Consider the following 23,065-nt stretch of genomic DNA (forward strand, 5'->3'; position numbering starts at 1 on the left):
CCATGGTCGACGACAACGAACTCAACAGGCTGCGCGATGCAGCAGTACCGGCGCCGGGCGAAAGCGCGAAGGCACGCGCCTTCGAAGCCGCCATGCGCGCCTTTGATCAGGAAAATATTTCGGCCGCCACCCAAGGATCGGTTGGCGGGCTTCGTCTCACAGAGCGAGCACAAAAGCTCTGGAGCGAGATCATGCAAAAGAAACTCATTGCCACGCCAGCCATTGCCGGGCTCGTCGCCCTGCCGATCGCCGGATACGCCACCTTCCATATGCTGAGGGAACAGCCGTCGCCGTTCGGCGGCGACGAGAAGATCACCGAAACGCTGGCCGACAAGCCTGCAACCAATGGGCCGCTGAAAGAAAAGCAGGCGCCCGAAGGCGACCTGAAGAAGGCCGACGCCGACGCAGAAGTGCGGAGCCGCGACGTCACCGATGCGCTTGTTACGCCGACGGCGCCCCCGAAGACCGAGGCTCCGGCGGAGTACGGCACTTTGCAGACTTACCAGCAGGCGCCCGAGCCTGCGCCAAGCACCGAGGCCGCACCATCGGGTGGCAGAGTTGTCATGCAAATGGCACCACCTGCGCCAGCGGCAGACGCCGCACGGGCAAGCCGTGTCCAAGGGGCCGCCGAGTCCAAGCTGATGGCGCCGCAGCAGCCCTCTACGCTGCCGGCCGACCTGATAGCGCCGCAGGAGCCAAACCGCGACCGGGTCGAGGATTTCAAGACCAATCCGGTGCATGCAGCACTCCAGGATCCGGTCTCGACCTTCTCGATCGACGTCGACACTGCTTCCTATTCCTTCGTGCGCGGCTCGCTGAAGCAGGGCTACCTGCCGCAGGCCGATACGGTGCGCGTCGAGGAGATGGTCAATTACTTCCCCTATGATTGGAAGGGGCCGGAATCCGCGTCGACGCCGTTCAACTCGACCGTCAGCGTCATGCCGACGCCGTGGAACGGGCACACCAAGCTGATGCACGTCGCCATCAAGGGTTTTGACATCAAGCCGGTCGAGCAGCCCAAGGCCAATCTGGTGTTCCTGATCGACGTGTCGGGTTCGATGGACGAGCCGGACAAGCTGCCGCTGCTCAAGTCGGCTTTCCGGCTGCTGGTCAGCAAGCTCAAGGCGGACGACACCGTCTCGATCGTCACCTATGCCGGTGATGCCGGCACGGTGCTGATGCCGACCAAGGTCACCGAGAAGGACAAGATCCTCAACGCCATCGACAATCTGCAGCCTGGCGGCTCGACGGCCGGCGAGGCGGGCATCAAGGAAGCCTACAAGCTTGCCCAGCAGTCCTTCGTCAAGGACGGCATCAACCGTGTGATGCTGGCCACGGACGGCGATTTCAATGTCGGCCAGACTGACGACGAGGATCTGAAGCGGCTGATCGAGCAAGAGCGCAAGACAGGCGTGTTCCTGTCGGTGTTTGGCTTCGGCCGCGGCAATCTGAACGACCAGATGATGCAAACCATCGCCCAGAACGGCAACGGCACCGCCGCCTACATCGACACGCTGGCCGAGGCCGAGAAGGTTTTGGTAGAGGATGCCTCCTCGACGCTGTTCACCATCGCCAAGGACGTGAAGATCCAGGTCGAGTTCAATCCGGACAAGGTCTCGGAATACCGGCTGATCGGCTACGAGACGCGGGCGCTCAACCGCGAGGATTTCAACAATGATCGCGTCGATGCCGGCGATATCGGCTCGGGCCATTCGGTGACAGCCATCTATGAGATCACGCCGAAGGGCAGTGGCGGCGAGCAGATGGACCCGCTGCGCTATGGCCAGGCAACGGTCAACAATGGCGGCGTCGCCAATGCCGACGAATATGCCTTCGTGAAGATCCGCTACAAGCTGCCCAACGAGGACGTCTCGAAGCTGATCACGACGCCGGTGACGTCGGCCAACGAGGTCAAGTCCTTCGACGAGGCCGGCACCGACCAGCGTTTCTCCGTCGCTGTCGCCGCCTTCGGCCAAAAGCTGCGCGACGAGGATGCAACCGCGAAGTTCGGTTACGACAAGATCATGGAGATTGCCACCGCCGCCCGAGGAGCCGACCCGTTTGGGTACAGGTCCGAGTTCCTTTCGCTTGTGCGCCTTGCCTCGGCGCTGGGCGGTAACCGGTAGTGGCAATAACGCCGGTTCCTTTCAGACGGGGGTCGTTCTGATACGGGGGAACTGGCCACGGGCGGGTGAGGCAGGCCGGCGAGGGAAACCTTGCCGGCCTTTTTTTCGGATCTATTGACCCGAAGCGCACAATGATCTCTTGCGATCATTAAATTGCGTGGCTTTTCCGGAACTTCATTGCAATGCCCCGCTGTTATCTCATGGCTTGGGATTGGGCTTGAGGGGGCCGTGAATTGCAGATCACGAATATCGGAAACACGACGCCGGCGGTGAGGCACACGCAGGTGTCGGGGTCGACGGCGCTTTCACCGGAATCAAGGCGCATCATGGACGACGTCGACGCGGCCCGGAATACCGCCATGTCGGCGCTGACCAACGATCGCTTTCGCGTCATGCTGGAGCAGATCGGCAATCCGCAGTCATCGGGTGACCTGGTGACGATGGGCGGAAACGCAGACAGCACCGTCCTGGATTTCAAGACGGCGCTGTCGCGCTACGCTGAAAACAGCGAATAACTCCTAAAGCGCGCCGGCGCGCTTTAGACCTTTGTTTTATGCATGTCGTTCTCTCAAAACCGCGGACACTTTTGAGCGACATGCATTCGATATCAGGCCCGACTGCGACGGCGTTCGCGGCGGGCTTCGCTGGTCTCGGCGGTGTTTTCCGTCGCCACCTTGTTGCGCATCGGGCCAATGCGTTCGACGATCGTGGCGACAGTCGGACGATCCGCCTTGGTGTGCGCATCGAGCGCCTTGCGCATGGCGGCGAGATGCTGAAACGAGGTGCCGCAGCAGCCGCCGATGATCTTCGCGCCGCCATCGACCGCAAGACGGACATAGTCCGCCATCAGTTCCGGCGTGCCGGAATAGTGGATTTCGGTGCCGCGGAATTCCGGGATGCCACAATTGCCCTTGACGATCACTGTCGCCTCGGGCTTGGCCTCGGTCATGTCGAGCAGCGAGGCCAGGATGTCGGAGGCGCCGACACCACAATTGGCGCCGACGCCGAGGGGTGTCTCGGAAAGTCCGTCGACAACGCCGTGGATATCCCTGGGCAGCAGCCCCATCATGGTGCGGCCGGCGGTGTCGAACGAACCGGTATAGGTGTAGGGCAGGCCGACGCGGATGGCGGCTTCGGCCGCGGCGCGGATTTCGTCCGGTGCCGACATGGTCTCGATCCAGGCAACTTCGGCGCCGCCTTCCTTCAGACCTTCGATCTGTTCGGCGAAGGCCTCGACCGCCTCGTCGTAGGTCATGGCGCCGAGCGGCACCAGCAACTCGCCCGTCGGGCCAACCGAACCGGCGACGATGACTTTTCTGCCGGCCTTGTCGGCAACGGCGCGGGCGATCTCGGCGGCGCGCTTGTTCAGCGCGTGCACGCGGTCCTGCGCATGATGCAGCTTCAGCCGGTGGCGGGTGCCGCCAAACGAGTTGGTGAGAATGATGTCGGCGCCGGCATCGACGAAATTCTTGTGCAGGCTGGTGATGGTATCAGGCGCAGTCTCGTTGAGCAGCTCGGGCGCTTCGCCGGCCTCCAGACCCATCGCAAACAGATTGGTGCCGGTGGCGCCATCGGCCAGCAGCACGCCCTTTTCGGCCAACAGTGCGTCGATGGGATTTGTCGCGGTCATCGGATCGGCTTTCATGTTTTAACTCGAATAAGGATATAAAGAAGTCTTTATGTCTAGTCAACGTATTTGCGGCCCGCGGCTGCCGCGCCGCGCGCCATTCCGGGGCGTTGGCGATCAGGCTGAACCCGACGGAAATGACGCGCCGGCCAGATTGCGCGCGTAGGCGGCTGCTTCATGCGGGTTGATATCAGCGGCGCGGATCAGATTGTCGAAATGCTGGGTCAGCGCCTGCACCGGCTGGGTGGCGTTCAGCACGACATACATGTCGCCGACATAGATGGCGGCGCGGTAGGGACCGAAGATGGTCAGCGGGATCGAGTAGCGCATGCGGCCGTCATAGAGAAACAGCCGGAAGGTCGGGTAGAGATCGTCAAGCAGCGTCGCCATATGGGCGAGTTGCTGCCGGCGGTCTGCCTCGGGAAAACGGTCCCAGACGCCGAGGCCGCGGGCAAAGATCTCCAGCGTATGGCGCGGCATGCAGACCTCCATGTCGGTCTCCGGGCGCCTGTTATACTCGATGCGGTATTGCGTCTCGCTGGCCTGCGCCAGGCGACTGCGGTTGGTGATGTTGGCCTCATAGTCGACCAACTGGTGTGTACGCAGAAGATCGGGAATGCCGGCCGGCACGTAGCGGATCTTGGTACCGGCGGCCTCGGCGAACCATTTCGCGAGCAGCGTACGGTCGAAGCCGTCGGGCGCCTCCTCGATCTCCAGGCTTTCGCGGATTTCGCCGGTGACGCCTTCGTCCTGGCTGAGGCCAAGCAGCCAGTCCAGCGAGATCTTGAATTCGGCGGCGATGTTGAGCAGCGTTTCGGCCCGCGGCAGGCGGGTCGAGGCGCCGGACATCAGTTGCGACAGAGCCGAGCGGTCGATGCCGACTGCTGACGCGAAGGCCGACTGGTTGAGATCGGACCGTGTCAGGAGCAGCTTCAGACGCTCCCGAAAGATGGCTGACAGGTCCCGTTTGTCCACTGTTCGTTCTCCGCTCTCTCTTAGGAAAAATTTGCGCCATAGCCGCCGAATCAGCGCTCAAGGCGTAAATGAATCCCTAAGCTTGTTTACAATGTGTAACATGTGCGGTCAAAAATGCGCAAATGCAACATTTTGTACACTTTGTCTCGTTGAGTGGAATCGCTTCTCCTGACATTATGCTGTCAGGAACCAATTGGGGTTCCGGCGACTGAGGGACAGTGGTCGATAGCATGACAGGCAAGAGCATCAAGCGACGCAACACAGCGGCCATCGAGTGGCCGACCGTGATACTCGCTTTCTTCTGTTACGGAACATGGCTCGCCACCGGGTTCCTGCTCTGGCCCTCTTATCCGATCCTGGCTCTCGCTCTCCTTGGCTTCATCCTGGCATTGCAGTCGTCGATCATGCACGAAGTGCTGCACGGCCATCCGACACGCAGCGCGCTGATCAACGAAGCCTTCGTCTTCATGCCGATCGGCCTGGTCTGGCCGTTCCGCCGCTTCAAGACGCTTCACTTGCGCCACCACGCCGACGAGCGCTTGACCGATCCGCTCGACGACCCCGAGAGCTATTACCAGGCGCTGTGGATGCATGACGATCTGCCGCCGACGATGAAATTCCTGCTCAAGATCAACAACACCATGGCCGGCCGCTTCTTCCTCGGCCCCTGGCTGTCCTGTGTCGGTTTCTTCATCGACGACGCCAAGCACATGATTGCCGGCGACAAGGTGATCGGCAAGGCATGGCTGCTGCATGCGATCGGCCTCGCCATCGTACTGCCGGTCGTGCAGTTCGGCTTCGGCATCCCCGTATGGCTCTATATTCTGGTGCCGGTGTGGCTCGGCCAGTCGCTGATTGCTGTCCGCACCTTTGCCGAACATCAGTGGTCCGAGCACCCTGAGGGCCGTACGGTGATCATCGAGCGTTCGCCGCTGTCGTTCCTGTTTCTCAACAACAATCTGCACTTCGTCCACCACAAGACCCCGACTGTGGCCTGGTACAGGCTGCCGAAGCTGTTTCGCGACCGCCGCGACGAGTGGCTGCGGATGAACAATGGTTATGCCTACCCAAACTATTTTGCGCTGATCAAAGCTTACGCTTTCAAGGCCAAGGAGCCGATCGTGCACCCGGTGCTGCGCCGCCAGGCGGAGCCGGGCAGGGCGTTCAAGCCGCGCATCAGGGCGCGCAGCGTCAGCGGGCTTGGCAGCGCGCCGGTTCCCGCCGAGCCGCCCAAGGAATAATCCGGGGCATACCGGGGCGCGTGTCGGCCAATTCTGATTGGGCGCCGCGTTTTTGCGATCCTTTCCTGAGACATGATGATTGAGTGTCGGCATGAGTGAATTGATTGCGGCTTTGCCGATGTATGACTGGCCCGAAATGCGCGACGAGGTCGACGCGCAGTGGGCTGGGTTGCGCGAGGCTTTTCGGCAGAGGGGCATCGATGCGCCGCAGTCTATCGTGCGCCGCAACGGTGACCTGCCGCCGGTGCCGGGCGGCATCCACGACGCCGAGGGCAAGCTGATCGCGCCCGATCCGGCGACACTGCCGCCGAACGAACTCGACTATCACAAGCTTTGGCTGCATCCGGCGCTGCTGTTCGCGCAGACCTGCTGGGGTCCGATGGAGCTTGGCCTGAACAAGCATGTGCAGGTGGTCGGGCAGCCGGGCTACGACGCCTATGAAGGCGGCCAGGGCGAACTCTATTCGAGCGCGCTGGTGATGCGCACAGGCGAGGGGCCACAGGTTCGCTCGCCCGCGGACGGCAAGGCCGTACTCCCGCTCGATCTCATGCGCGGCAAGCGCTTCACCTTCAACAGCCTCGATTCGATGTCGGGCAGCATTGGGCTGACGCGCGACCTGCAAGCGGTTGGCGAAAGTCTCGATATCTTTTCCTCGCGCAGCGAGAGCGGCGGCCATCGCGGCTCGATCGTTACTGTGGCCGGGGGCAAGGCGGATATCGCCGCGATCGACTGTGAAAGCTGGGCGCTGGCGCAGCGTTTCGAGCCTGCGGCCCAAAAGGTGGCAGTGGTCGGGTGGACGGCGCGGCGCAAAGGCCTGCCCTACATCACCGCCAGAACGACGCCGGAGTCCGTCAGGCGGATCATGGCCGAAATGGTGGCCCCTGACCTGTCATACACACCGTTCGCTAACTCTGCCCGTCGATAGACCGGGCCCGAGGCCAATCTTTACGCGACCGTCATCATCTTCGTGCAGCCTGCACGGGACTTCGCGGGATGGTGCATATGGCCGTCGCAACTGTGCAGAGATGGACATTCCGAGCCGTGTTGCTGGTCCTGGGACTGGCGGCCATACCGTGTCTGCTTTTTCCGCAGATGGCGATCGTCGCGGCGATGAGCATCGTCGGCATCCCGATCGCCATACTGATGGCGCTGATCCCGCCGGCGTTTCTGTTCGTGCTGTTGACCGCGACAGTCAGCCTTGGCCTCCCAACCCGGCTGGCCTGGCTGACCAGCCCCTTGATTGCGGCGGCGCTGCTTGCCGTGCCACCTTTCCTGATCAACAGATCGATGGACCAGACCACGACGGCGCTGGTGTCCGGCGACCGCGACCAGGTCATTCGGCCTTTCCAGACCGGGACACTGGCGGTTCGTTCCGATCAATCCGTCTTCTGGACCAAAACCCAGACGCATTGCGACGATTTCTGCATGCGCGCACTGCTGACCGGCAGCGTCCAGCGCATCATGGTGCTCGACTACGACAAGGAAATGCCCGATGTCGATTTTTCGGCCACTGCCAGGACCTTCCACATGGAGCGTCGAGCTTCTTGTCCGCTGGTCGAACTCGTCGATGCGCGTCTCCTCGATCTCGATGGTCCCCGGGATTTCAAAGCGCCTAAAGCCTCTGAACGCATGCGGATCGAGATTGCCAAGGGCAATTGCCTGATCGAGGCCGAGGCGCCGCTTTCGGAAGCCGATACCGTGATCAGCACAGGGCAGGTCAAGCGCGGGCTGGACGACTATCGGGCGGGGCTCGATCCGACGGCAGACACGATGTCGGTCTACCGCATCTCCATGCAGAGCAAGGCGGGCGGCCGTTTTTCCGAAGTCTATCGATCGACCGGCGTTGCTTCCTATCGGCTGCTGCCGCTGCTCTTGCCAAGCTACGTGACAGGCTACCAGTTCGATATTCGCATCGGCTTCCCGCGATTGCTTCGGCTCACTCAGCTCGACCGGTTCGGCCCAAGACCCGACTGGAGCGGGTTCGTCGTCCATGTGCTCGGCATGAAGCTTGCGCTGCCTGCTGGTTCGGCGGATGCCGCTGTCGTCCTGGCTGCGAAGCTCGGTCTGTCCCAGCCGATCGACGCCGTCACCAATTCCCTCGCCGAGGATTTCTTCAGCAGGCTGGGTGACAAGCGGCCTGCGTCGCAGGCCGACATCGATCTCGCCGTAGCTGCACTCAACGACCGGCGGTTGGACATCCCGAGGCATGTCTATACGGCCGCGAGCCATGCAAAGGACGTGACGCCGCAGAGCATCGCGCGTCTTGCCGACGTGCTCTTCGCGAGGCTGTTCGAGCTTGACATCAAGGTCGGAAGATTCGGCAACATCGATGCACCGCAAGCCGGCGACCTGGCTCTCGCTATCCAATACCTGCCGGACGACGTGATTCCGGCGCATCGTGCCAATCTCGAAAGGCTGGCGAGGGATACGCCGCGGCGTGTGGCCGCGTATCGTGTCTTGACGAGGTTGTCGGCGCTTGGTGCCGATGGCATCCCGACGATGCTCTATCTGATCGACGACGCTGCGCTGCAGCCGCGCGACAAGGGCAATTTCTGGCAGCACTCCTACTTGGCTGGAGTCCAGGGTCTTTGCCAACTTGGAGAGCGGGGAGCTCCCGCCGCGGAGCCATTTCTGGAGCGTATCCAGGCGGGAACCATCCCGCTTTATTCCAGCTACGACGACCTGGCGATCAACACGCTGGCCGGCATGGGCGCCGACAAGGAGCGGACCTGGCAGGCCGTCTCGGCCAAGGACCAGACCATCAGTCGGGGGCGGTTCGATAGCGTCTTCGAGCGGGCAAAGCACAAGATCGACTGCAGTTACTGACGGGTCCGCCGTCAGTCGGCCAACAGCCTCGCATCCAGCTTGTAGGTTGAAAGCTGCTCGTTGCCGGTGTCGGTGATCAGGATCTGCTCCTCGATCTTGACGCCCTCGTGCCCGCCTAGCCTGCCGATATAACTTTCCACGCACAGCACCATGCCCGGCTCCAGCACGCCGTCGGGCGTGTCCGGCGTCCAGTCACTGGCATGCGGCAGCGTCGGGTACTCATCCGCCAGCCCGACGCCGTGATAGAGCACGCCGTAGCGCGTCGGGAAGCAATCTCCCGGCGGCACCACCGAACGCTCGACGAGGTCGCGGAAGGAAATACCGGGCTGCATCAGCTCGGTGTTGTGCGCGATCTGGTCGGCGGCGATGCGAAACAGGTCGCGCTGCTCGTTCGATGGCTTGGCGTCACCGCACAGCCAGGTGCGCGACAGGTCGGCGCAGAAGCCGTAGGGGCCGATCAGGTCGGTGTCGAACGCAACCAGGTCGCCTTCCTCGACGACACGCGACGAGCACTCCTGGAACCACGGATTGGTGCGCGGCCCCGATGCCAGCAGCCGGGTTTCGATCCATTCGCCGCCGCGTGCAATGTTGCCGCGATGCAGTTCGGCCCACAACTCGTTTTCGGAAATGCCCGGCTTGAGCGCCTTCTCCATCTCGCCCATTGCCGCTTCGCAAGCGACAATGGCGCGGCGCATGGCGAGGATCTCGTCGGGTGATTTGATCAACCGCGCATTTTCCATCACCGCTTCGCCATTGCCGATGGCAATGCCGAGCCGGGCGAGTTCCTCGACGCCTTCGGGATTGATGTGGTCGACGGCGATACGGTTGTTGCCGCCGCCATGCTCCCTGACCAGATCGGCGATACCGGCGGCCCAGCGGCGGACTTTCTGGTCGGTCAGTTCGCCGCTATAGAGATACATCCACGACACTGCCGGCCGCACCTCGTCGACGACGCCGGAATGGTCGGAGAGATGCTCGCAGGAGAAATAGTCGAACAGCACCACCGGTCCCTCAGCGGCGACAAAGCAGTGGCGGGTCGGGTTGTGCGCGACCCAGAGCTGCATGTTGGTCGAATCGGTGGCGTAGCGGATGTTGACGGGGTCGTAGAGCAGGGCACCGGCGTAGCCGCGGCGCTTCAGTTCAGTGCGGATGCGCTCGAGCCGGTATTTGCGCATCGCGGCAAGGTCCGGCGCGGCGATACCAGCGGCTTGCCATTCGGCTTCAGCCAGCGCGCCATAACCCAGCACATGCTGGTTCAGCGACGCCGCCTTCTGGCGCGAGGCGTCGCGCAAAGCCTCGACCGAGCCGGGCTCGAACGGCATGATCTTGCGGTGACGACCGAACCCTTGCTTCTCCACCCGAGGCCTCCCTGCCGATGCTATTGTGGTGCCGCGCCTGCCGCGGCCGCCACCTTTTTCAGCCGCGTGACCGTAACAGTGCGGGTGGGCGGGTCGCTGCCGAACAGCATCGGCACGGCCAGCTGCTGCGGTGGACCATCCGCTGTGTAGCCGGCCTGATCCAGCAGTTTGAGGATAGTTTCGACCCCCACCCTGTCGTCTGCCGTGACGAACACCGCCGGCTCCTTCAGCAATTGGCCGAAGTCCGGCAATTCTCCATCGAGGACTACAAGATCGGGGTCGACTAAACGCAGATTTCCCAACCAGTGCCAGCTCGATACGGTGGTGCGTATCGGTCCGTTTGCCGTCAACTGGCTGTAGAGCGAATTGTAGTCAACACGCGCGATGCTGCCGCGGCTGTCGCCACCTTTGAGGTGGGCGTACCATGTAACCGGCAGCACCAGGATGGCGAGCGTCGCGCCGACAAAGACGGCGATGTCCTGGATCTTCCGGCCCCTGTCTCCCCTGGCGTCCGTGCGAAGGGCGAGTGCGACGGGCAGCAACACAAGGATGGGCAGCATCCAGCGGTCGCGGAATTGCGTTGCCCCGGTCGCCAGGACGAGCACGATGGTGATGGCAAGGGCAAAAGCGATGGTGCGCCATACCAGTTTCTCGGCCCATGGCAGCGGTTGCAGGGCCGGCGCCGGCCTGTTCCTTGCGATGAGAAAAGCCACCGCGAATATGCCGGCCGGCAGCCCTGCAAAATTCAGCATCGCCTTGCCGAGCCCCCATACTCCAGTGAGCGCGTTCTGGATCACACCATTTTCCCTGGCCATGCCGAAACCGCCCGCATGCGACAGCACCTGTTCGGTGTGCGTCAGGCTCCAATAGAGCGTCGGCAGGCAAAGCAGTACGGCCAGCGCCACGCTGATCAAAAACTGGCGGTTGAGGATGACGCCGCGCGTTTCGCGCAGCGACAGGGTGGACAGCACCAGCGCGCCGAGAAAAATCACATTGTTGTATTTCGACAGGATCGCGGCTGCTATGGCCACGCCAAACAGGACATAGGCTGTCAGCGATCGCCTCTGCACCAGTTCGACGAGCGCAAGAAACAGCACCACTGAAAAACAGAAGGCAGCGATCGAGTGAGTGAGGGCATGCTGCATTTCCCACACCATCTGCGGAAACAGCAGCAGGCCGAACATCGCCGCGGCACCGGCCCGGCTCGAATAGCCGAGACGGCGGACAGCGATGAAAGTCGACGCCAGCGCCACTCCGATCAGAAGGTACTTCACGATCTTGAGCGCAAGGATGTTCGTGCCGATCACGGAGGCGACGAGACGGGCAAGCCATGTGTAAAGCGGTGGCTGCGACCCGCCATAGCCGGCCCAGAAATAGCGCATGTACATCAGCTGTTCGGAATCATCGACGCCGACACCGGTTCCGACGATATGGGACGACAGCGTCATCACCGCGATCTGGACGAGGCAGTAGAGCGCGAGACAAAAGAGCGCGGCGTTGAAGGGACCGACCTTGCCTTCGCAGAGCCAGTCCGTCCATTTCTCTAGATACTGCAAGGGGATCGTCTTCTCATTGGGGGAAAAGCCTGCGGCCAGCTGCCGAAGGCCCCTTACACGATCTCACGCGCGCTGTCGTCTTTTTAGGTCCGCATCTTCTCGCCGCTGGGATCGAAGGGGGCCTCGATATTGATACGGGCCGGGCGCCTGTGTCCGAGGATTTCGATCTCGAACAGGCCGGCACTTTCGTCCTCGGCGAGTGCTGCCGGCACATAGCCTTGGGCCATCGACTTCTGCACGGAATGCGCATAGCCGCCCGAGGTGACCCAGCCGACCACGCGCCAGTCGCCATCGACGATGCCGCGTACGGCGGAAGCGCCTTCGGCGGCCTTGGATCCGCGGACTTCCTTGCCCGCGGTGTCGAAGCGCGGCGCGCCATAGCCATGCGGCTTTTCGACCGTGCCGTAATCCTTGCTGACCTTGGCCCAGATCGGCTCGTCGCCCATCACATCGGCATCGGCCGCATCGACGATGAAGGAGACGCGGCGCAGCTTTGGCCCTTCCGCCTGTTCCTTGGCGGCGGCTTCACGGCCGATGAAGTCGTTCTTCTCGAGCTTGATGAAGCGGTCCATCGAGCCTTCGAACGGGCCGTAGATCGGCCGCAGCTCGCGGTACCAGGTCGGGAAGTTCTTCTCCAGGCGCATCGACAGCAGCGCGCGCATGCCGAAATCGACCAGGCCGAACTCCTCACCGGCGTCCTTGATCGCCTTGTAGACCAGGCGCTGATAGGTCGGCGCCATCCAGATCTCGTAGCCGAGATCGCCGGTATAGGTGATGCGGTTGACCATGCAGGGCGCGCCGCCGACCGCCATTTCGCGGAAATCCATGAAGCGGAAGGCCTTGGTCGAAATGTCGACATCGACCAGTTTCTGCAACAGATCGCGCGATTTCGGACCGGCGATGGAGAGACCGACAAGCGTCTGGTCGAAGCGGTGGATGCGCACCGAACCATCCTTCGGCAGCTGCTTCTCGAACCAGCGCATGTGGTATTTCTGCGCGGCCGACGATCCCCAGATCATGAAGCGGTCCTCACCGGCCTTGGCGATGGTGAAGTCGCCGATCAGCTTGCCGAATTCGTTGATCATCGGCGTCAGCACGATGCGGCCGATCTTCGGCATGCGGTTGGTCATCAGCCGGTTGAGGAAATCCTCCGCCGCAGGCCCCGACACTTCGTATTTGGCGAAGTTGGCGATCTCGGTGACGCCAACCTTCTCGCGGGTGGCACGCACTTCCTCGCCGATCGGGCCGAAATCGTTGGAACGGTGGAAGGAGACGATGTCCTTCGGCTCCTTGCCCTTCGGCGCGAACCACAGCGGCGTTTCCAGACCCCAGCTGTCGCCCATGACGGCGTTGTTGGCCAGCATGGTGTCGTAGAGCGGCGTCGTCTGCGCCGGGCGCGCCGCCGGCAGTTCCTCGTTGGGGAAGCGGATGGAGAAGCGGCGAGAATAGTTCTCGCGCACCTTGGCGTTGGTGTAGCGCAGGCCGGCCCACTCGCCGAAGCGGGCGACATCCATGCCCCAGACGTCGAAGCCCGGATCGCCATGCACCATCCAGTTGGACAGTGCGAGGCCGACGCCGCCACCCTGGCTGAAGCCGGCCATGACCGCGCAGGCGCACCAGAAATTGGTCAGGCCCTGCACCGGACCGACCAGCGGGTTGCCGTCGAGCGCGAAAGTGAAGGGGCCATTGATGATCTGCTTGATGCCGGCCTTTTCGATACCGGGGAAATGCTTGAAGCCGATTTCCAGCGACGGCGCGATACGGTCGAGATCGGGCGGCAGCAGTTCATGGCCGAAATCCCACGGCGTGTTGACCGGCGACCACGGCTTGCAGGCCTTTTCATAGGTGCCGAGCAGGATGCCGTTGCGCTCCTGACGGGTGTAGATCTCGCCCTTGAAGTCGAGCACGCCGATCATCTCGCGGCCGGTCGACTTGTTGAACTCCTCGACCTCCGGCATCGGTTCGGTGAGCAGGTACATGTGCTCCATCGCCAGCACCGGCAGTTCGACGCCGACCATGCGGCCGATCTCGCGCGCCCACAGGCCACCGCAATTGACGACATGCTCGGCATGAACCGTGCCCTGTTCGGTGACGACGTTCCAGGTGCCGTCGGGCTGCTGCGTGAGATCAACGACGCGGTTGCGCAGCACGATCTCGGCGCCGAGTTTCTTGGCCGCCTTGGAGTAGGCGATGGTGGTGCCGGAGGGATCGAGATGGCCTTCGACCGGATCCCACATGGCACCGACGAAATTCGTCTCGTCCATCAGCGGGAACATCGCCTTGGCTTCGGAGGGCGTGATCAGTTCGGTGTCCATGCCGAGATAGCGGCCCTTGGCGTGGGCAAGGCGCAGGAAATCCATGCGCTCGGGCGTATCGGCCATCATGACACCGCCGGTCAGATGCAGCGAGCAGGACTGGCCGGAGATTTCCTCGATCTCCTTGTACAGCTGCACCGTGTAGGCCTGCAGCTTGGCGACATTGGGATCGCCATTCAGCGTGTGGAAGCCGCCGGCCGCATGCCAGGACGAGCCGGAGGTGAGCTCCGAGCGCTCGATCAGCATGACGTCGGTCCAGCCGGCCTTGGCCAGATGATAGAGAACCGAGCAGCCGACGACGCCGCCGCCGATGACAACCGCTTTTACGTGAGATTTCATGGGAGATAGGTCCGTTTTTTAAGAGATTGAATCGAGTGAGCGGGGCGTGAAAACAAAGCGGAGATCGGATACGACGACGTTCTCGGCCAGCCTGCCATCAAGCACGGCAAGGATGGTTTCACAGACGGAAGTGCGATGTTTCAGGACGTCATGGTTCCAGACGCGCAGGACCGAATAGCCTTGGGCGCGCATGAAGTCGTCGCGGCGGCGGTCAAGGGAACTGTCGGCGTGTTGGTGCCCGTCGACTTCGACGACAAGCCATTTTTCGCGGCAAGCGAAGTCGGCAAAAAACGGGCCGATGGAAAACTGGCGCGTAAACTGGTGGCCGCCAAGCTTGCGTGCCTTCAGTTCAAGCCAAAGCAATGCTTCCGCTTTATTGCCTGACTGCCTGAGCGTTCGTGCTCGGTGGGTTGTTCCTGTTTTTCGGCGACTGCGGGTTTCATGAGCGCCTTCCCCCACTCCGTCGCCGCTTCGCGGCGCCACCTCTCCCCCGTCGATCGGGGGAGAGGTGTCGAGCGGAGCTCGACGGAGTGGGGGTCGACCGTTCATCAAATCCATACGAATGATCAGTTCATCAAACCAACACAGATGATCAGAAATCGGTCGGCGCGCCGCCTTCGGACGTGCGCTTTTCGACGAAGTCGTTGAGCTCTTCGCGGATCGCCGGGTCCATATAGGGTTCTTCGTAGGACGCCAGCCGTTCCTTCCAGACCTTGTTGGCCTTTTCCAGCGCGGTCGGCGATCCGGCTTCCGCCCAGGTCTCGAAATTGCGCCAGTCGGAAAGGATGGGCGAATAGAAGGCGTTCTTGTAGCGGTCCTGCGTGTGCTGGGTGCCGAAGAAATGGCCGCCGGGGCCGACAGACTGGATGGCGTCGAAGCCGAGCGCCTCTTCGGAGAGGTCGAGCGGGGTGAGGAACTCCGCCACCATCTGCAACAGGTCGATGTCGAGAATAGTCTTCTCGTAGGAGCAGCGCAGGCCGCCTTCGAGCCAGCCGGCGCCGTGCATCATCAGATTGCCGCCGCCCTGGATCGCGCCCCACAGCGAAAACACGCTTTCATAGGCGGCCTGCGCGTCGACCGTGTTGGCGGCGCAGGTGTTGGAAGTGCGGTAGGGGATCTTGTAGCGGCGGGCAAGCTGGCCGCCGACAAGCTGCGCCTTCATATATTCGGGCGTGCCGAAGGCCGGCGAGCCAGACTTCATGTCGACATTGGAGGTAAAGCCGCCATAGCCGACCGGCGCGCCCTTGCGCACCATCTGCGCGAAGGCGATGCCGGACAGCGCTTCGGCATTCTGCTGCACCAGCGCACCGGCGATGGTGACCGGCGCCATGGCGCCCGACAGCGTGAACGGCGTGACGACCACGACCTGGCCCTTGCTTGACATCTGGATGATGCCTTCCATCATCGGCACGTCGAGTTTGAGCGGCGAATTGGTGTTGATGATGGTGAAGACGGACGGCTCTTCCAGCATCTGCTCATGGCTGATGCCGCGCGCGATGCGGGTGATCTCGATGCCGTCGACATTGCGTTCCTTGCCGAGCGAATAGATGTGGAACACCTTGTCGGTCAGCGTGGCAAGATCGCGGATGCATTCGAGGTGGCGCACCGACGGGTGGATGTCGGTCGGCTCGACCGGGTAGCCACCGGTGCAATTCAGGATGTTGTGCATCTGCGCCAGGCGCAGGAAGTTGCGGTAGTCGGCCTGGTTGCCCGGACGGCGGCCGCGATCGAGGTCAGAGCAGTTCGGCGCCGAGGCCATCATCGACAGGATCACATTGTTGCCGCCGAAGCGCACATTGTGCGCCGGGTTGCGGGCATGCAGCGTGAATTCCGACGGGCAGTTCGAGATCAGATCGAGGATCATGTCGCTGTCGAAGCGCACCCGCTCGCTGCCCTCGCGGACATCAGCGCCATTTTCCTTCATGATGCGGCGGGCTTCGTCATGCAGCACGTCGACGCCAATTTCCTTCAAGACGCGCAGCGAGGCGAGGTGGATCGATTCCAGCTCATCGTCGGAAACCAGCTTGGTCGGCGTCAGCGGGTTCCTCAGCTGCCGGAAAGCCGGCTGTTCGAAGGCGGCCGCGCCGCCGGCGCGCTTGCCCGCACGGCCACCGCGACGGGCGCGGTCGGTTGCCAAGGGCGGTTCGGCTGGATGCAGGGCGGCGGTCATGATGGTCCTCGTACGATGCGGGTAGCGGCGGCATAATGGACCGGCGGCTGCCCGGCCATTGCGGAGGCGGCGACCACTAGGACGAGGGAAGCGACATGCCGGAACGGCAGCTGGATAGCTGACAACCTTGCGGGAGATTGGCGGACAGGACGCACCCACCACGTCCCTTGGCGCAAGGGGATTTCATCCGCGGCTCTTCCTTTCCCTGAATCGAACCGCTAGCTCAGGTGGTTTGCCGCTGGGCCGGCAATTCATTGGGAAGACAGAATGGTCGCGACCGGTTCGAGCGATGGCGAAGCGGGGACGCAGTGGGCGGCGCTTGCCGGGGTCACTGCTGCCCTGGCCATGTTCGGGGCCGCGCAAGGGCTGAGTTCGCCGCTGTTTACGCTGCTGATGCAGAAGCAAGGCATGTCGCCGGCGCTGATCGGCTTGTCGGCTGCGATGATGCCGCTTGGCCTGATCCTTTCGGCCTCGTTCGTGCCGGCAGCCGTTCGGCTGGTCGGCGCACGCTCGCTGGCTGTAGGCTGCTCATTGATTGGGGCGCTGTGCTTCCTGGGCATCGGCTATCTGCAGGACTGGGTGGGCTGGTTCGTCCTCCGTTTCATCATCGGTATCGTCATCAACCCGCTCTATATCCTGGGCGAAGTCTGGGCGCTGTCGCTGGCGCCGCCGTCGCGCCGCGGCAGGGTGATGGGTGCATTCAACACCGTGCTGGGCGCGGGCTATGCCGCAGGGCCCTTGGTCCTGACCGCAGTCGGCATTTCGGGCTGGGTTCCTTTCCTGGTCGGGACGGCAGGGTTCATGCTGTGCGCCGTGATCCTGCGCGCTGTTTCGTCAAGCCTCGCCGGCTTCGAGGACGATGGCCAGTCGTCTGGCGGATTTTTCGGTTTTGCCAGGTTGGCGCCGGCGCTGTTGTTTGCCGTGCTGGTTTCGGCGGCGGTCCAGCAGGGCACCTACGCATTGATGCCGGTGTTCGGTGCTGCCTATGGCCTGCCCGAAAGGACGCTGGCGGCCCTGGTGATGGCACTGTCGCTGGGAAACATCTTCCTGCAAATCCCGCTTGGCCTTCTGGCCGAGCGTTTCGGCGGGCGAGCGATGATCATCTTCTGTGCGTTGGCGACAACGACCTGCGCGGTTTTGCTGCCGTTGCTGATTACCACGCCGGCGATCTGGGTCGTCCTCCTCGTCATGGGCGCGGTCGGCTACGGCGTCTACACCATGGCGCTGGTCGAGCTCGGCAGCCGCTTCAAGGGGACGGTGCTGGTCGCCGGCAACGCCGCCTTCGCGTTGATGTGGGGCGCCGGCGGCATTGTCGGCCCGCCTGGCGCCGGCGCGCTGATGCAAGTCATCGGTCCGCTCGGCCTGCCAGTGGTCATCGCCGCCCTCGATGCGCTGCTGGTGAGTTTCGCGCTCTACCGCTCGTTCAAGCGCCAAAACGCCTGACAGGCTTTTCCCGGAGACAGGGCTTACTCCCATCAAGGCCAATGACCTGACGTCACCATCTTGAATAAAACCACCCGGGACGCGATGTAGGCGGGGCCGCCCGCCAATAGCTTGGAGACCACGCGTGACCCAATCGACGACAAAACGCCAGACCGAGGCCGCCACCGAGGATAATTTCCTCTGGCTGGAAGATCGGACCAGCAAGCAATCGCTCGACTGGGTGCATCGCCAGAACGAGCTGACGGTCGGCGAACTGCAGGGCGATGCATCCTACCAGGCGGCGTTCGAGACGGCGCTCGACCTGATGACGGCCGAAGACAACATCGCCGTCGGTGCCGCGCTCAACGGCCATGTCTATAATTTCTGGCAGGACAAGACCAATGTGCTCGGCCTCTGGCGCCGCACGAGCGTCGCCTCCTACAAGACCGAGAAGCCGGATTGGCAGACAATCATCGATTTCGACGTGCTCTCGGCCAAGGAGGGCGTGAAATGGGTGTTCAGCGGTGCCAGCCGCCTCTACCCCGATTTCAACCTTTGCCTGGTGGCGATGTCGCCGGACGGCGGCGATGCCAGCGAGATGCGCGAATTCGACATTGAAGCCAAATCCTTTGTCGAGGGCGGCTTCAGCGCTCCCGCCTCCAAATCCGGCTTTTCCTGGCTGGACAAGGACACCGTCCTTGTCTCGGCCGCTCTCGAGGAAGGAGACAAGACCCAGTCCGGCTATCCGCGCGTCGTCAAGCTGTGGAAGCGCGGCACCCGCCTGGAAGACGCAACGCCGATCTTCGAGGCCGAGAAGCAGGACCTCGCCGCCGGCGTTGGTGTCGAATATGACGGCGACAAGCAGTATCTGTTCCTGGTCCGCGCGATCGCCTTCTTCTCCTCGCACAGTTTTCTACGCCTGCCGTCGGGCGAAAACCGGCGCATCCCGCTGCCGGACGATGTCACCGACACTACGCTGTTCAAGGGTCGGTTTGTGTTCGGCGTGCGCACCCCGTGGACGGCGCCGGACGGCACCGAGTGCTTGCCTGACGGCCTCTATTCGCTTGATTTCGAACGCTGGATCGACACTGGCGAACTGGGGCCTGTCGAAACCATGCTCGAGCCGGCACATCGGGTCTCGATCGCGGGTCTTGCCGGTACGCAGGACCGGCTGTTCATCAATCTGATGGACAATGTGCGCGGCAAGGTCATCGTCTGCGGGCGCAAGGCGGACGGCTGGTCGATGAAACCGGTCGCGTTGCCCGAAAACGGCAATGTCGGCATTGCGCATGCCGAGCATTTCGGCCGCAGCGTTTCCTTCTCCTTCACCGATTTCCTGACGCCGAGTTCGATCATCTGGTCGGATGACGATGGCGAGACGCTGGCCACGGTGAAGTCGCAGCCAGCGCGTTTCGATGCAGCGCCCCTGATCTCCGAACAGTTCGAGGCGCGTTCGAAGGACGGCACGATGATCCCGTATTTCGTCGTCCGGCGGCGCGACCAGAAGGGTCCGGTGCCGACGCTGCTCTACGGCTATGGCGGCTTCGCGGTGCCGCTGCTGCCCGGTTATGCCGGCGTGCGTGGCAGGCTGTGGCTGGAAAAGGGCAATGCCTATGTGCAGGCCTGCATCCGCGGCGGCGGTGAGTTCGGGCCGGCCTGGCATCAGGCGGCGCTGAAGGGCAATCGCCAGAATGCCTTCGACGATTTCGCCGCGGTGGCGCAGGATGTCGTCAAACGCGGCATCGCCACGGCCGGCTCGCTCGGCATCCAGGGCGGTTCGAATGGCGGCCTGCTGACCGGCGTTTCGCTGACCCAGCATCCCGAGCTGTTCGGTGCCGTCATCATCGAGGTGCCGCTGCTCGACATGCTGCGCTATACCGAACTGCCGCCCGGCGCCTCGTGGATGGGCGAATATGGCGATCCGTCGAAACCGGAAGAGGCCAGGTGGCTGGGCGCCTATTCACCCTACCAGCATGTGTCGGGCGATGCCGCCTTTCCGCCGGTGCTGTTGACGACCTCGACTGCCGACGACCGTGTCCATCCCGGCCATGCCCGCAAGATGGCGGCGCGGCTGCAGGAAGCCGGGCACGACAGGACGTTGTTCTTCGAGGAAACCGAGGGCGGCCATGGCGGACGCGGCGATCGCCGGCCGCAGGCGGCGCAAACGGCGATGAAGTATGTTTTCCTGCAAAAGGCGTTGTCCGCCAAGGCCTAGACAGATCCCGCATGGCCCAAGCGAAGGGTGGTTCACCTCGACCAGCCTTTGCTCTAAGGTGCGGCCATGGCTCTCGTCAGGATCTTGGTCAGCGCCTTTGGGGCTCGCGTATTTCGGGTCGCGGTGACGCCGTCACCGCGCACGCTGCGCGCCGAGCTTTTGCGGTTGTGCGCCCGCATCGGCTATTCACCTCCTGCTCTCCTCTGACGAATTCGCCCCGGCATCGCCGGACAGATTTCTGAGGAAAGAGCACATCCATGACCTACCAGAACTATTCGCTGAAGCAGCTTCAGCAGATCGACGCCGCGCATCATCTGCATCCCTTCACCGACCACAAGGAACTGCGCGAGGCCGGTTCGCGCATCATCACCCACGCCAACGGTCCGTTCATCTACGATGCCGACGGCACCGAAATCCTCGACGGCATGGCCGGGCTGTGGTGCGTCAATGTCGGCTATGGCCGCGACGAGTTGGCCGAAGCGGCTTACGCGCAGATGAAGGAATTGCCCTACTACAACTCCTTCTTCAAATGCTCGACGCCGACGCCGGTGCTGTTGTCGAAGAAGCTGGCCGAACTGGCGCCCAAGGGCGTCGCTCAGGTGTTCTACGGCTCCTCCGGCTCGGAGGCCAACGACACGGCGCTCCGGCTCGTGCGCCACTTCTGGGCATTGGAGGGCAAGCCGGAGAAGAACCGCATCATCTCGCGCAAGATGGGCTATCACGGCTCGACTATCGCCGGCACCTCGCTCGGCGGCATGGACCTGATGCACAAGCAGCTTGGCGGCGCCGTCCCCAACATCGTCCATGTGATGATGCCCTATGCCTATGAGTTGGCGCTGCCCGGCGAAAGCGACCATGATTTCGGCCTGCGCGCGGCCAAGGCGGTCGAGGACGCCATCCTCGAAGCTGGGGCCGACAAGGTTGCGGCCTTCATCGGCGAGCCGGTGATGGGGGCGGGCGGGGTAAAAATCCCGCCGATGAGCTACTGGCCTGAAGTGCAGTGCATCTGCCGCAAATATGATGTGCTGCTGATGCTGGACGAGGTGATCACCGGTTATGGCCGCACCGGCGAGTGGTTCGCCGCGCAGACCTTCGGCATCGAGCCCGACACCATCACCACCGCCAAGGCGCTGACCTCGGGCTACCAGCCGCTGTCGGCGCTGCTGGTCGGCGACCGCATCGCGGCGACGCTGGTCGAAAAGGGCGGCGAGTTCTACCACGGCTACACCTATTCGGGTCACCCGGTGGCCTGCGCGGTGGCGCTGAAGAACCTCGAGATCATGGAGCGCGAAGGTCTGGTCGACCGGGTCAAGAACGACACCGGCCCGTATTTCGCCCAGGCGCTGCAGGAGCGCATCGCAGGCCACGATCTGGTCGGCGAGGTGCGCTCGATCGGCCTGATGGGGGCGATCGAGATCGTCAAGGACAAGGTAACCAAGGAGCGCTTCCTGCCGGCAGGCAGTGCCGCCGTCACCGTCCGCGACCACGCGATCGCACAAGGCCTGATGCTGCGCGCCACCGGCGACACGATGATCCTGTCGCCGCCGCTGATCTGGACGCGTGAGACGATCGACATGGCTTGCGCTCGCATCGCCAAGGCGCTGGATCTGGCGCAAGCGGATCTGCGCAAGAAGTAGGACCGATCGCCGGGTGCCCTGCGACCAGGGCGCCCGTGCGACTTCGTGACGTCAGGGAACGATAGCCGCCGTGGCGCGTAGTGTCTGGGCCGGCAGGATCGGCTGCAGTTGAGGGGTTCCATGAAAAAGATCACGACGAGACCGCGCACGCGAGGAGCGGTCGCCATAGGCGCCGACCTGATGCTGGCGCCATTGGTGATGGCCATGCGCCTGCCGCTGATGGCTGCGGACGCACAAAACGGCCGGGGCCTTGGCTCCGAGACAGCACGCGCCATCACTGAGAAAACCACGGCTGTTGCCGAAGGCGCGTTTGCCGCGCAGATGGCGCTGTTTCAGTCGGCCGCGCGCTTCTGGCCCGAGGTCCTTTCCGGCCGCACGCCGTCGCTGTTCAACGGCACCGCGGCGGTGAATTCGGTCAACGCTGCGCTGAAGCCCACCAGCCGCGCCGTGAAAGCGAATTTCCGCCGGCTGTCGTCAAAAGGCTGATTGAGCGTCGGGCCGGGCAACGCCGCGCTTCTGTCCGAAATGGATGGAAAACCGGTTTCCGGTTTTGCGGCGCCTGCGTTAGAATCCTGTCAGGCAGTCTTTGCCGATGGGGGACATGATGGCCGTACAGCCGCTTAACCAGCCCGCTGAAATTCCGCCCGAACTCGACCGCTGGAACTGGGGCGCGTTTTTCCTCAACTGGATCTGGGGCATCGGCAATAGCACCTTCATCGCGCTGCTGATGTTCGTCCCGCTGGTCAACATCGTCATGCTGTTCGTGCTGGGCGCCAAGGGCAGCCGCTGGGCGTGGCAGAATGTTTCCTGGCGCGACGCCGAGCATTTCCGAAGGGTGCAACGCAACTGGGCGATCGCCGGGTTCAGCCTGTTCGTGGTCGGGCTTTTCAGTATCGCCGCCGTAGCCGTCCTCGTCCCTCGCATGATGAAGAACAGCGACGCCTACCGGCTAACCATGGAGACGGTGCGCGCCGACGACCGCGTCAAGGCCGCGCTGGGTGAAGACATTGACGCCAGCTATTGGGTGGTCGGCAGCGTTCAGATCTTTGGAAACGGCTTGGGCGATGCCCAGCTTAGTATGCCCATTCATGGCAGCCATGGATCGGCCTGGGTGATGTCGCATGTCGTGCGCAACGCGGGGAAATGGAACCTGCGCCTGCTTGTCGTCATGGCCGGAGGGGCGCCAATCGTGCTGGTTGACGAGGATCACATCGGCAGTCCAGGCACGGCAACCAAAATATAACTGGACGCCGCAGCA

The 23,065-nt window shown here is 63.0% G+C and carries 17 protein-coding genes; 10 read left to right on the forward strand and 7 right to left on the reverse strand.

Annotated elements, in window-relative coordinates; translation table 11 throughout:
- Positions 1-2 precede the first annotated feature (2 nt).
- Complete coding sequence (locus H0241_RS03260; RefSeq protein ID WP_181055971.1) at positions 3-2,126, forward strand: vWA domain-containing protein; 2,124 nt, start codon at positions 3-5, stop codon at positions 2,124-2,126.
- A 326-nt stretch (positions 2,127-2,452) separates the two neighbouring features.
- Entirely contained in the window at positions 2,453-2,641 is a 189-nt protein-coding gene (locus tag H0241_RS03265; RefSeq protein WP_235983895.1) for a hypothetical protein, read from the forward strand.
- A gap of 92 nt (positions 2,642-2,733) precedes the next feature.
- Here H0241_RS03265 and bmt read toward each other — a convergent pair whose 3' ends face one another.
- Positions 2,734-3,756 (reverse strand): betaine--homocysteine S-methyltransferase, encoded by a 1,023-nt coding sequence (gene bmt / locus H0241_RS03270; RefSeq protein ID WP_181056160.1) that lies wholly within the window; start codon positions 3,754-3,756, stop codon positions 2,734-2,736.
- Between the two features lie 114 nt (positions 3,757-3,870).
- On the reverse strand, positions 3,871-4,728 hold the full coding sequence (locus H0241_RS03275) for a helix-turn-helix domain-containing protein (protein ID WP_181055973.1): 858 nt from the start codon (positions 4,726-4,728) through the stop codon (positions 3,871-3,873).
- Between the two features lie 230 nt (positions 4,729-4,958).
- On the opposite strand from H0241_RS03275, the gene H0241_RS03280 reads away from it, so the two are divergent.
- The 3 genes from H0241_RS03280 (at position 4,959) to H0241_RS03290 (ending at position 8,795) form a co-directional block, all read left to right on the forward strand.
- Positions 4,959-5,969 carry a fatty acid desaturase gene (locus tag H0241_RS03280; RefSeq protein ID WP_181055974.1) on the forward strand — a complete coding sequence of 337 codons (1,011 nt, stop codon included), beginning with the start codon at positions 4,959-4,961 and terminating at the stop codon, positions 5,967-5,969.
- A gap of 91 nt (positions 5,970-6,060) precedes the next feature.
- Positions 6,061-6,894, forward strand: a complete 834-nt coding sequence (locus H0241_RS03285; RefSeq protein ID WP_181055975.1) for a phosphate/phosphite/phosphonate ABC transporter substrate-binding protein — start codon at positions 6,061-6,063, stop codon at positions 6,892-6,894.
- Positions 6,895-7,010: 116 nt separating this feature from the next.
- Positions 7,011-8,795 carry a hypothetical protein gene (locus H0241_RS03290; protein WP_181055976.1) on the forward strand — a complete coding sequence of 595 codons (1,785 nt, stop codon included), beginning with the start codon at positions 7,011-7,013 and terminating at the stop codon, positions 8,793-8,795.
- Between the two features lie 11 nt (positions 8,796-8,806).
- On the opposite strand, the gene H0241_RS03295 is transcribed toward H0241_RS03290, so the two are convergent.
- The 5 genes from H0241_RS03295 to H0241_RS03315 form a co-directional block, all read right to left on the reverse strand.
- A complete protein-coding gene (locus H0241_RS03295; RefSeq protein ID WP_181056161.1) occupies positions 8,807-10,117 on the reverse strand; it encodes a M24 family metallopeptidase in 1,311 nt (436 codons plus the stop codon).
- A 56-nt stretch (positions 10,118-10,173) separates the two neighbouring features.
- Positions 10,174-11,709 carry an ArnT family glycosyltransferase gene (locus tag H0241_RS03300; RefSeq protein WP_235983897.1) on the reverse strand — a complete coding sequence of 512 codons (1,536 nt, stop codon included), beginning with the start codon at positions 11,707-11,709 and terminating at the stop codon, positions 10,174-10,176.
- A gap of 83 nt (positions 11,710-11,792) precedes the next feature.
- The gene (locus H0241_RS03305) at positions 11,793-14,363 is read right to left on the reverse strand and encodes a GcvT family protein (RefSeq protein WP_181055977.1); all 2,571 of its coding nucleotides are present in this window, start codon (positions 14,361-14,363) and stop codon (positions 11,793-11,795) included.
- 18 nt (positions 14,364-14,381) lie between these two features.
- Positions 14,382-14,846 carry an endonuclease domain-containing protein gene (locus tag H0241_RS03310; protein WP_407941711.1) on the reverse strand — a complete coding sequence of 155 codons (465 nt, stop codon included), beginning with the start codon at positions 14,844-14,846 and terminating at the stop codon, positions 14,382-14,384.
- A gap of 109 nt (positions 14,847-14,955) precedes the next feature.
- Positions 14,956-16,533: a trimethylamine methyltransferase family protein gene (locus H0241_RS03315; RefSeq protein ID WP_181055978.1), complete on the reverse strand. Its 1,578-nt coding sequence runs from the start codon at positions 16,531-16,533 to the stop codon at positions 14,956-14,958.
- Between the two features lie 267 nt (positions 16,534-16,800).
- Here H0241_RS03315 and H0241_RS03320 point away from each other — a divergent pair, with 267 nt between their 5' ends.
- The 5 genes from H0241_RS03320 to H0241_RS03340 all read left to right on the forward strand — a co-directional run bounded on the left by H0241_RS03320 (position 16,801) and on the right by H0241_RS03340 (position 23,050).
- Positions 16,801-17,976 (forward strand): MFS transporter, encoded by a 1,176-nt coding sequence (locus tag H0241_RS03320; protein WP_181055979.1) that lies wholly within the window; start codon positions 16,801-16,803, stop codon positions 17,974-17,976.
- A 124-nt stretch (positions 17,977-18,100) separates the two neighbouring features.
- The gene (locus H0241_RS03325; RefSeq protein WP_181055980.1) at positions 18,101-20,170 is read left to right on the forward strand and encodes a prolyl oligopeptidase family serine peptidase; all 2,070 of its coding nucleotides are present in this window, start codon (positions 18,101-18,103) and stop codon (positions 20,168-20,170) included.
- A 257-nt stretch (positions 20,171-20,427) separates the two neighbouring features.
- The gene (locus tag H0241_RS03330; protein ID WP_181055981.1) at positions 20,428-21,807 is read left to right on the forward strand and encodes an aspartate aminotransferase family protein; all 1,380 of its coding nucleotides are present in this window, start codon (positions 20,428-20,430) and stop codon (positions 21,805-21,807) included.
- A 120-nt stretch (positions 21,808-21,927) separates the two neighbouring features.
- On the forward strand, positions 21,928-22,293 hold the full coding sequence (locus H0241_RS03335) for a hypothetical protein (protein ID WP_181055982.1): 366 nt from the start codon (positions 21,928-21,930) through the stop codon (positions 22,291-22,293).
- Between the two features lie 115 nt (positions 22,294-22,408).
- Positions 22,409-23,050 (forward strand): cytochrome c oxidase assembly factor Coa1 family protein, encoded by a 642-nt coding sequence (locus H0241_RS03340; RefSeq protein ID WP_235983899.1) that lies wholly within the window; start codon positions 22,409-22,411, stop codon positions 23,048-23,050.
- The last annotated feature ends 15 nt before the right edge of the window (positions 23,051-23,065 follow it).

It is taken from the genome of Mesorhizobium neociceri, assembly GCF_013520985.1.
GTDB classification, from domain to species: Bacteria; Pseudomonadota; Alphaproteobacteria; order Rhizobiales; family Rhizobiaceae; genus Mesorhizobium; species Mesorhizobium neociceri.

Bases quoted from the DNA above. Each gene is read 5' to 3' on its own strand.
- H0241_RS03260 (WP_181055971.1), top strand. From the start codon at position 3: ATGGTCGACGACAACGAACTCAACAGGCTGCGCGATGCAGCAGTACCG.
- H0241_RS03265 (WP_235983895.1), top strand. From the start codon at position 2,453: ATGGACGACGTCGACGCGGCCCGGAATACCGCCATGTCGGCGCTGACC.
- bmt (WP_181056160.1), bottom strand. From the start codon at position 3,756: ATGACCGCGACAAATCCCATCGACGCACTGTTGGCCGAAAAGGGCGTG.
- H0241_RS03280 (WP_181055974.1), top strand. From the start codon at position 4,959: ATGACAGGCAAGAGCATCAAGCGACGCAACACAGCGGCCATCGAGTGG.
- H0241_RS03285 (WP_181055975.1), top strand. From the start codon at position 6,061: ATGAGTGAATTGATTGCGGCTTTGCCGATGTATGACTGGCCCGAAATG.
- H0241_RS03295 (WP_181056161.1), bottom strand. From the start codon at position 10,117: ATGCCGTTCGAGCCCGGCTCGGTCGAGGCTTTGCGCGACGCCTCGCGC.
- H0241_RS03305 (WP_181055977.1), bottom strand. From the start codon at position 14,363: ATGAAATCTCACGTAAAAGCGGTTGTCATCGGCGGCGGCGTCGTCGGC.
- H0241_RS03315 (WP_181055978.1), bottom strand. From the start codon at position 16,533: ATGACCGCCGCCCTGCATCCAGCCGAACCGCCCTTGGCAACCGACCGC.
- H0241_RS03320 (WP_181055979.1), top strand. From the start codon at position 16,801: ATGGTCGCGACCGGTTCGAGCGATGGCGAAGCGGGGACGCAGTGGGCG.
- H0241_RS03330 (WP_181055981.1), top strand. From the start codon at position 20,428: ATGACCTACCAGAACTATTCGCTGAAGCAGCTTCAGCAGATCGACGCC.
- H0241_RS03335 (WP_181055982.1), top strand. From the start codon at position 21,928: ATGAAAAAGATCACGACGAGACCGCGCACGCGAGGAGCGGTCGCCATA.
- H0241_RS03340 (WP_235983899.1), top strand. From the start codon at position 22,409: ATGATGGCCGTACAGCCGCTTAACCAGCCCGCTGAAATTCCGCCCGAA.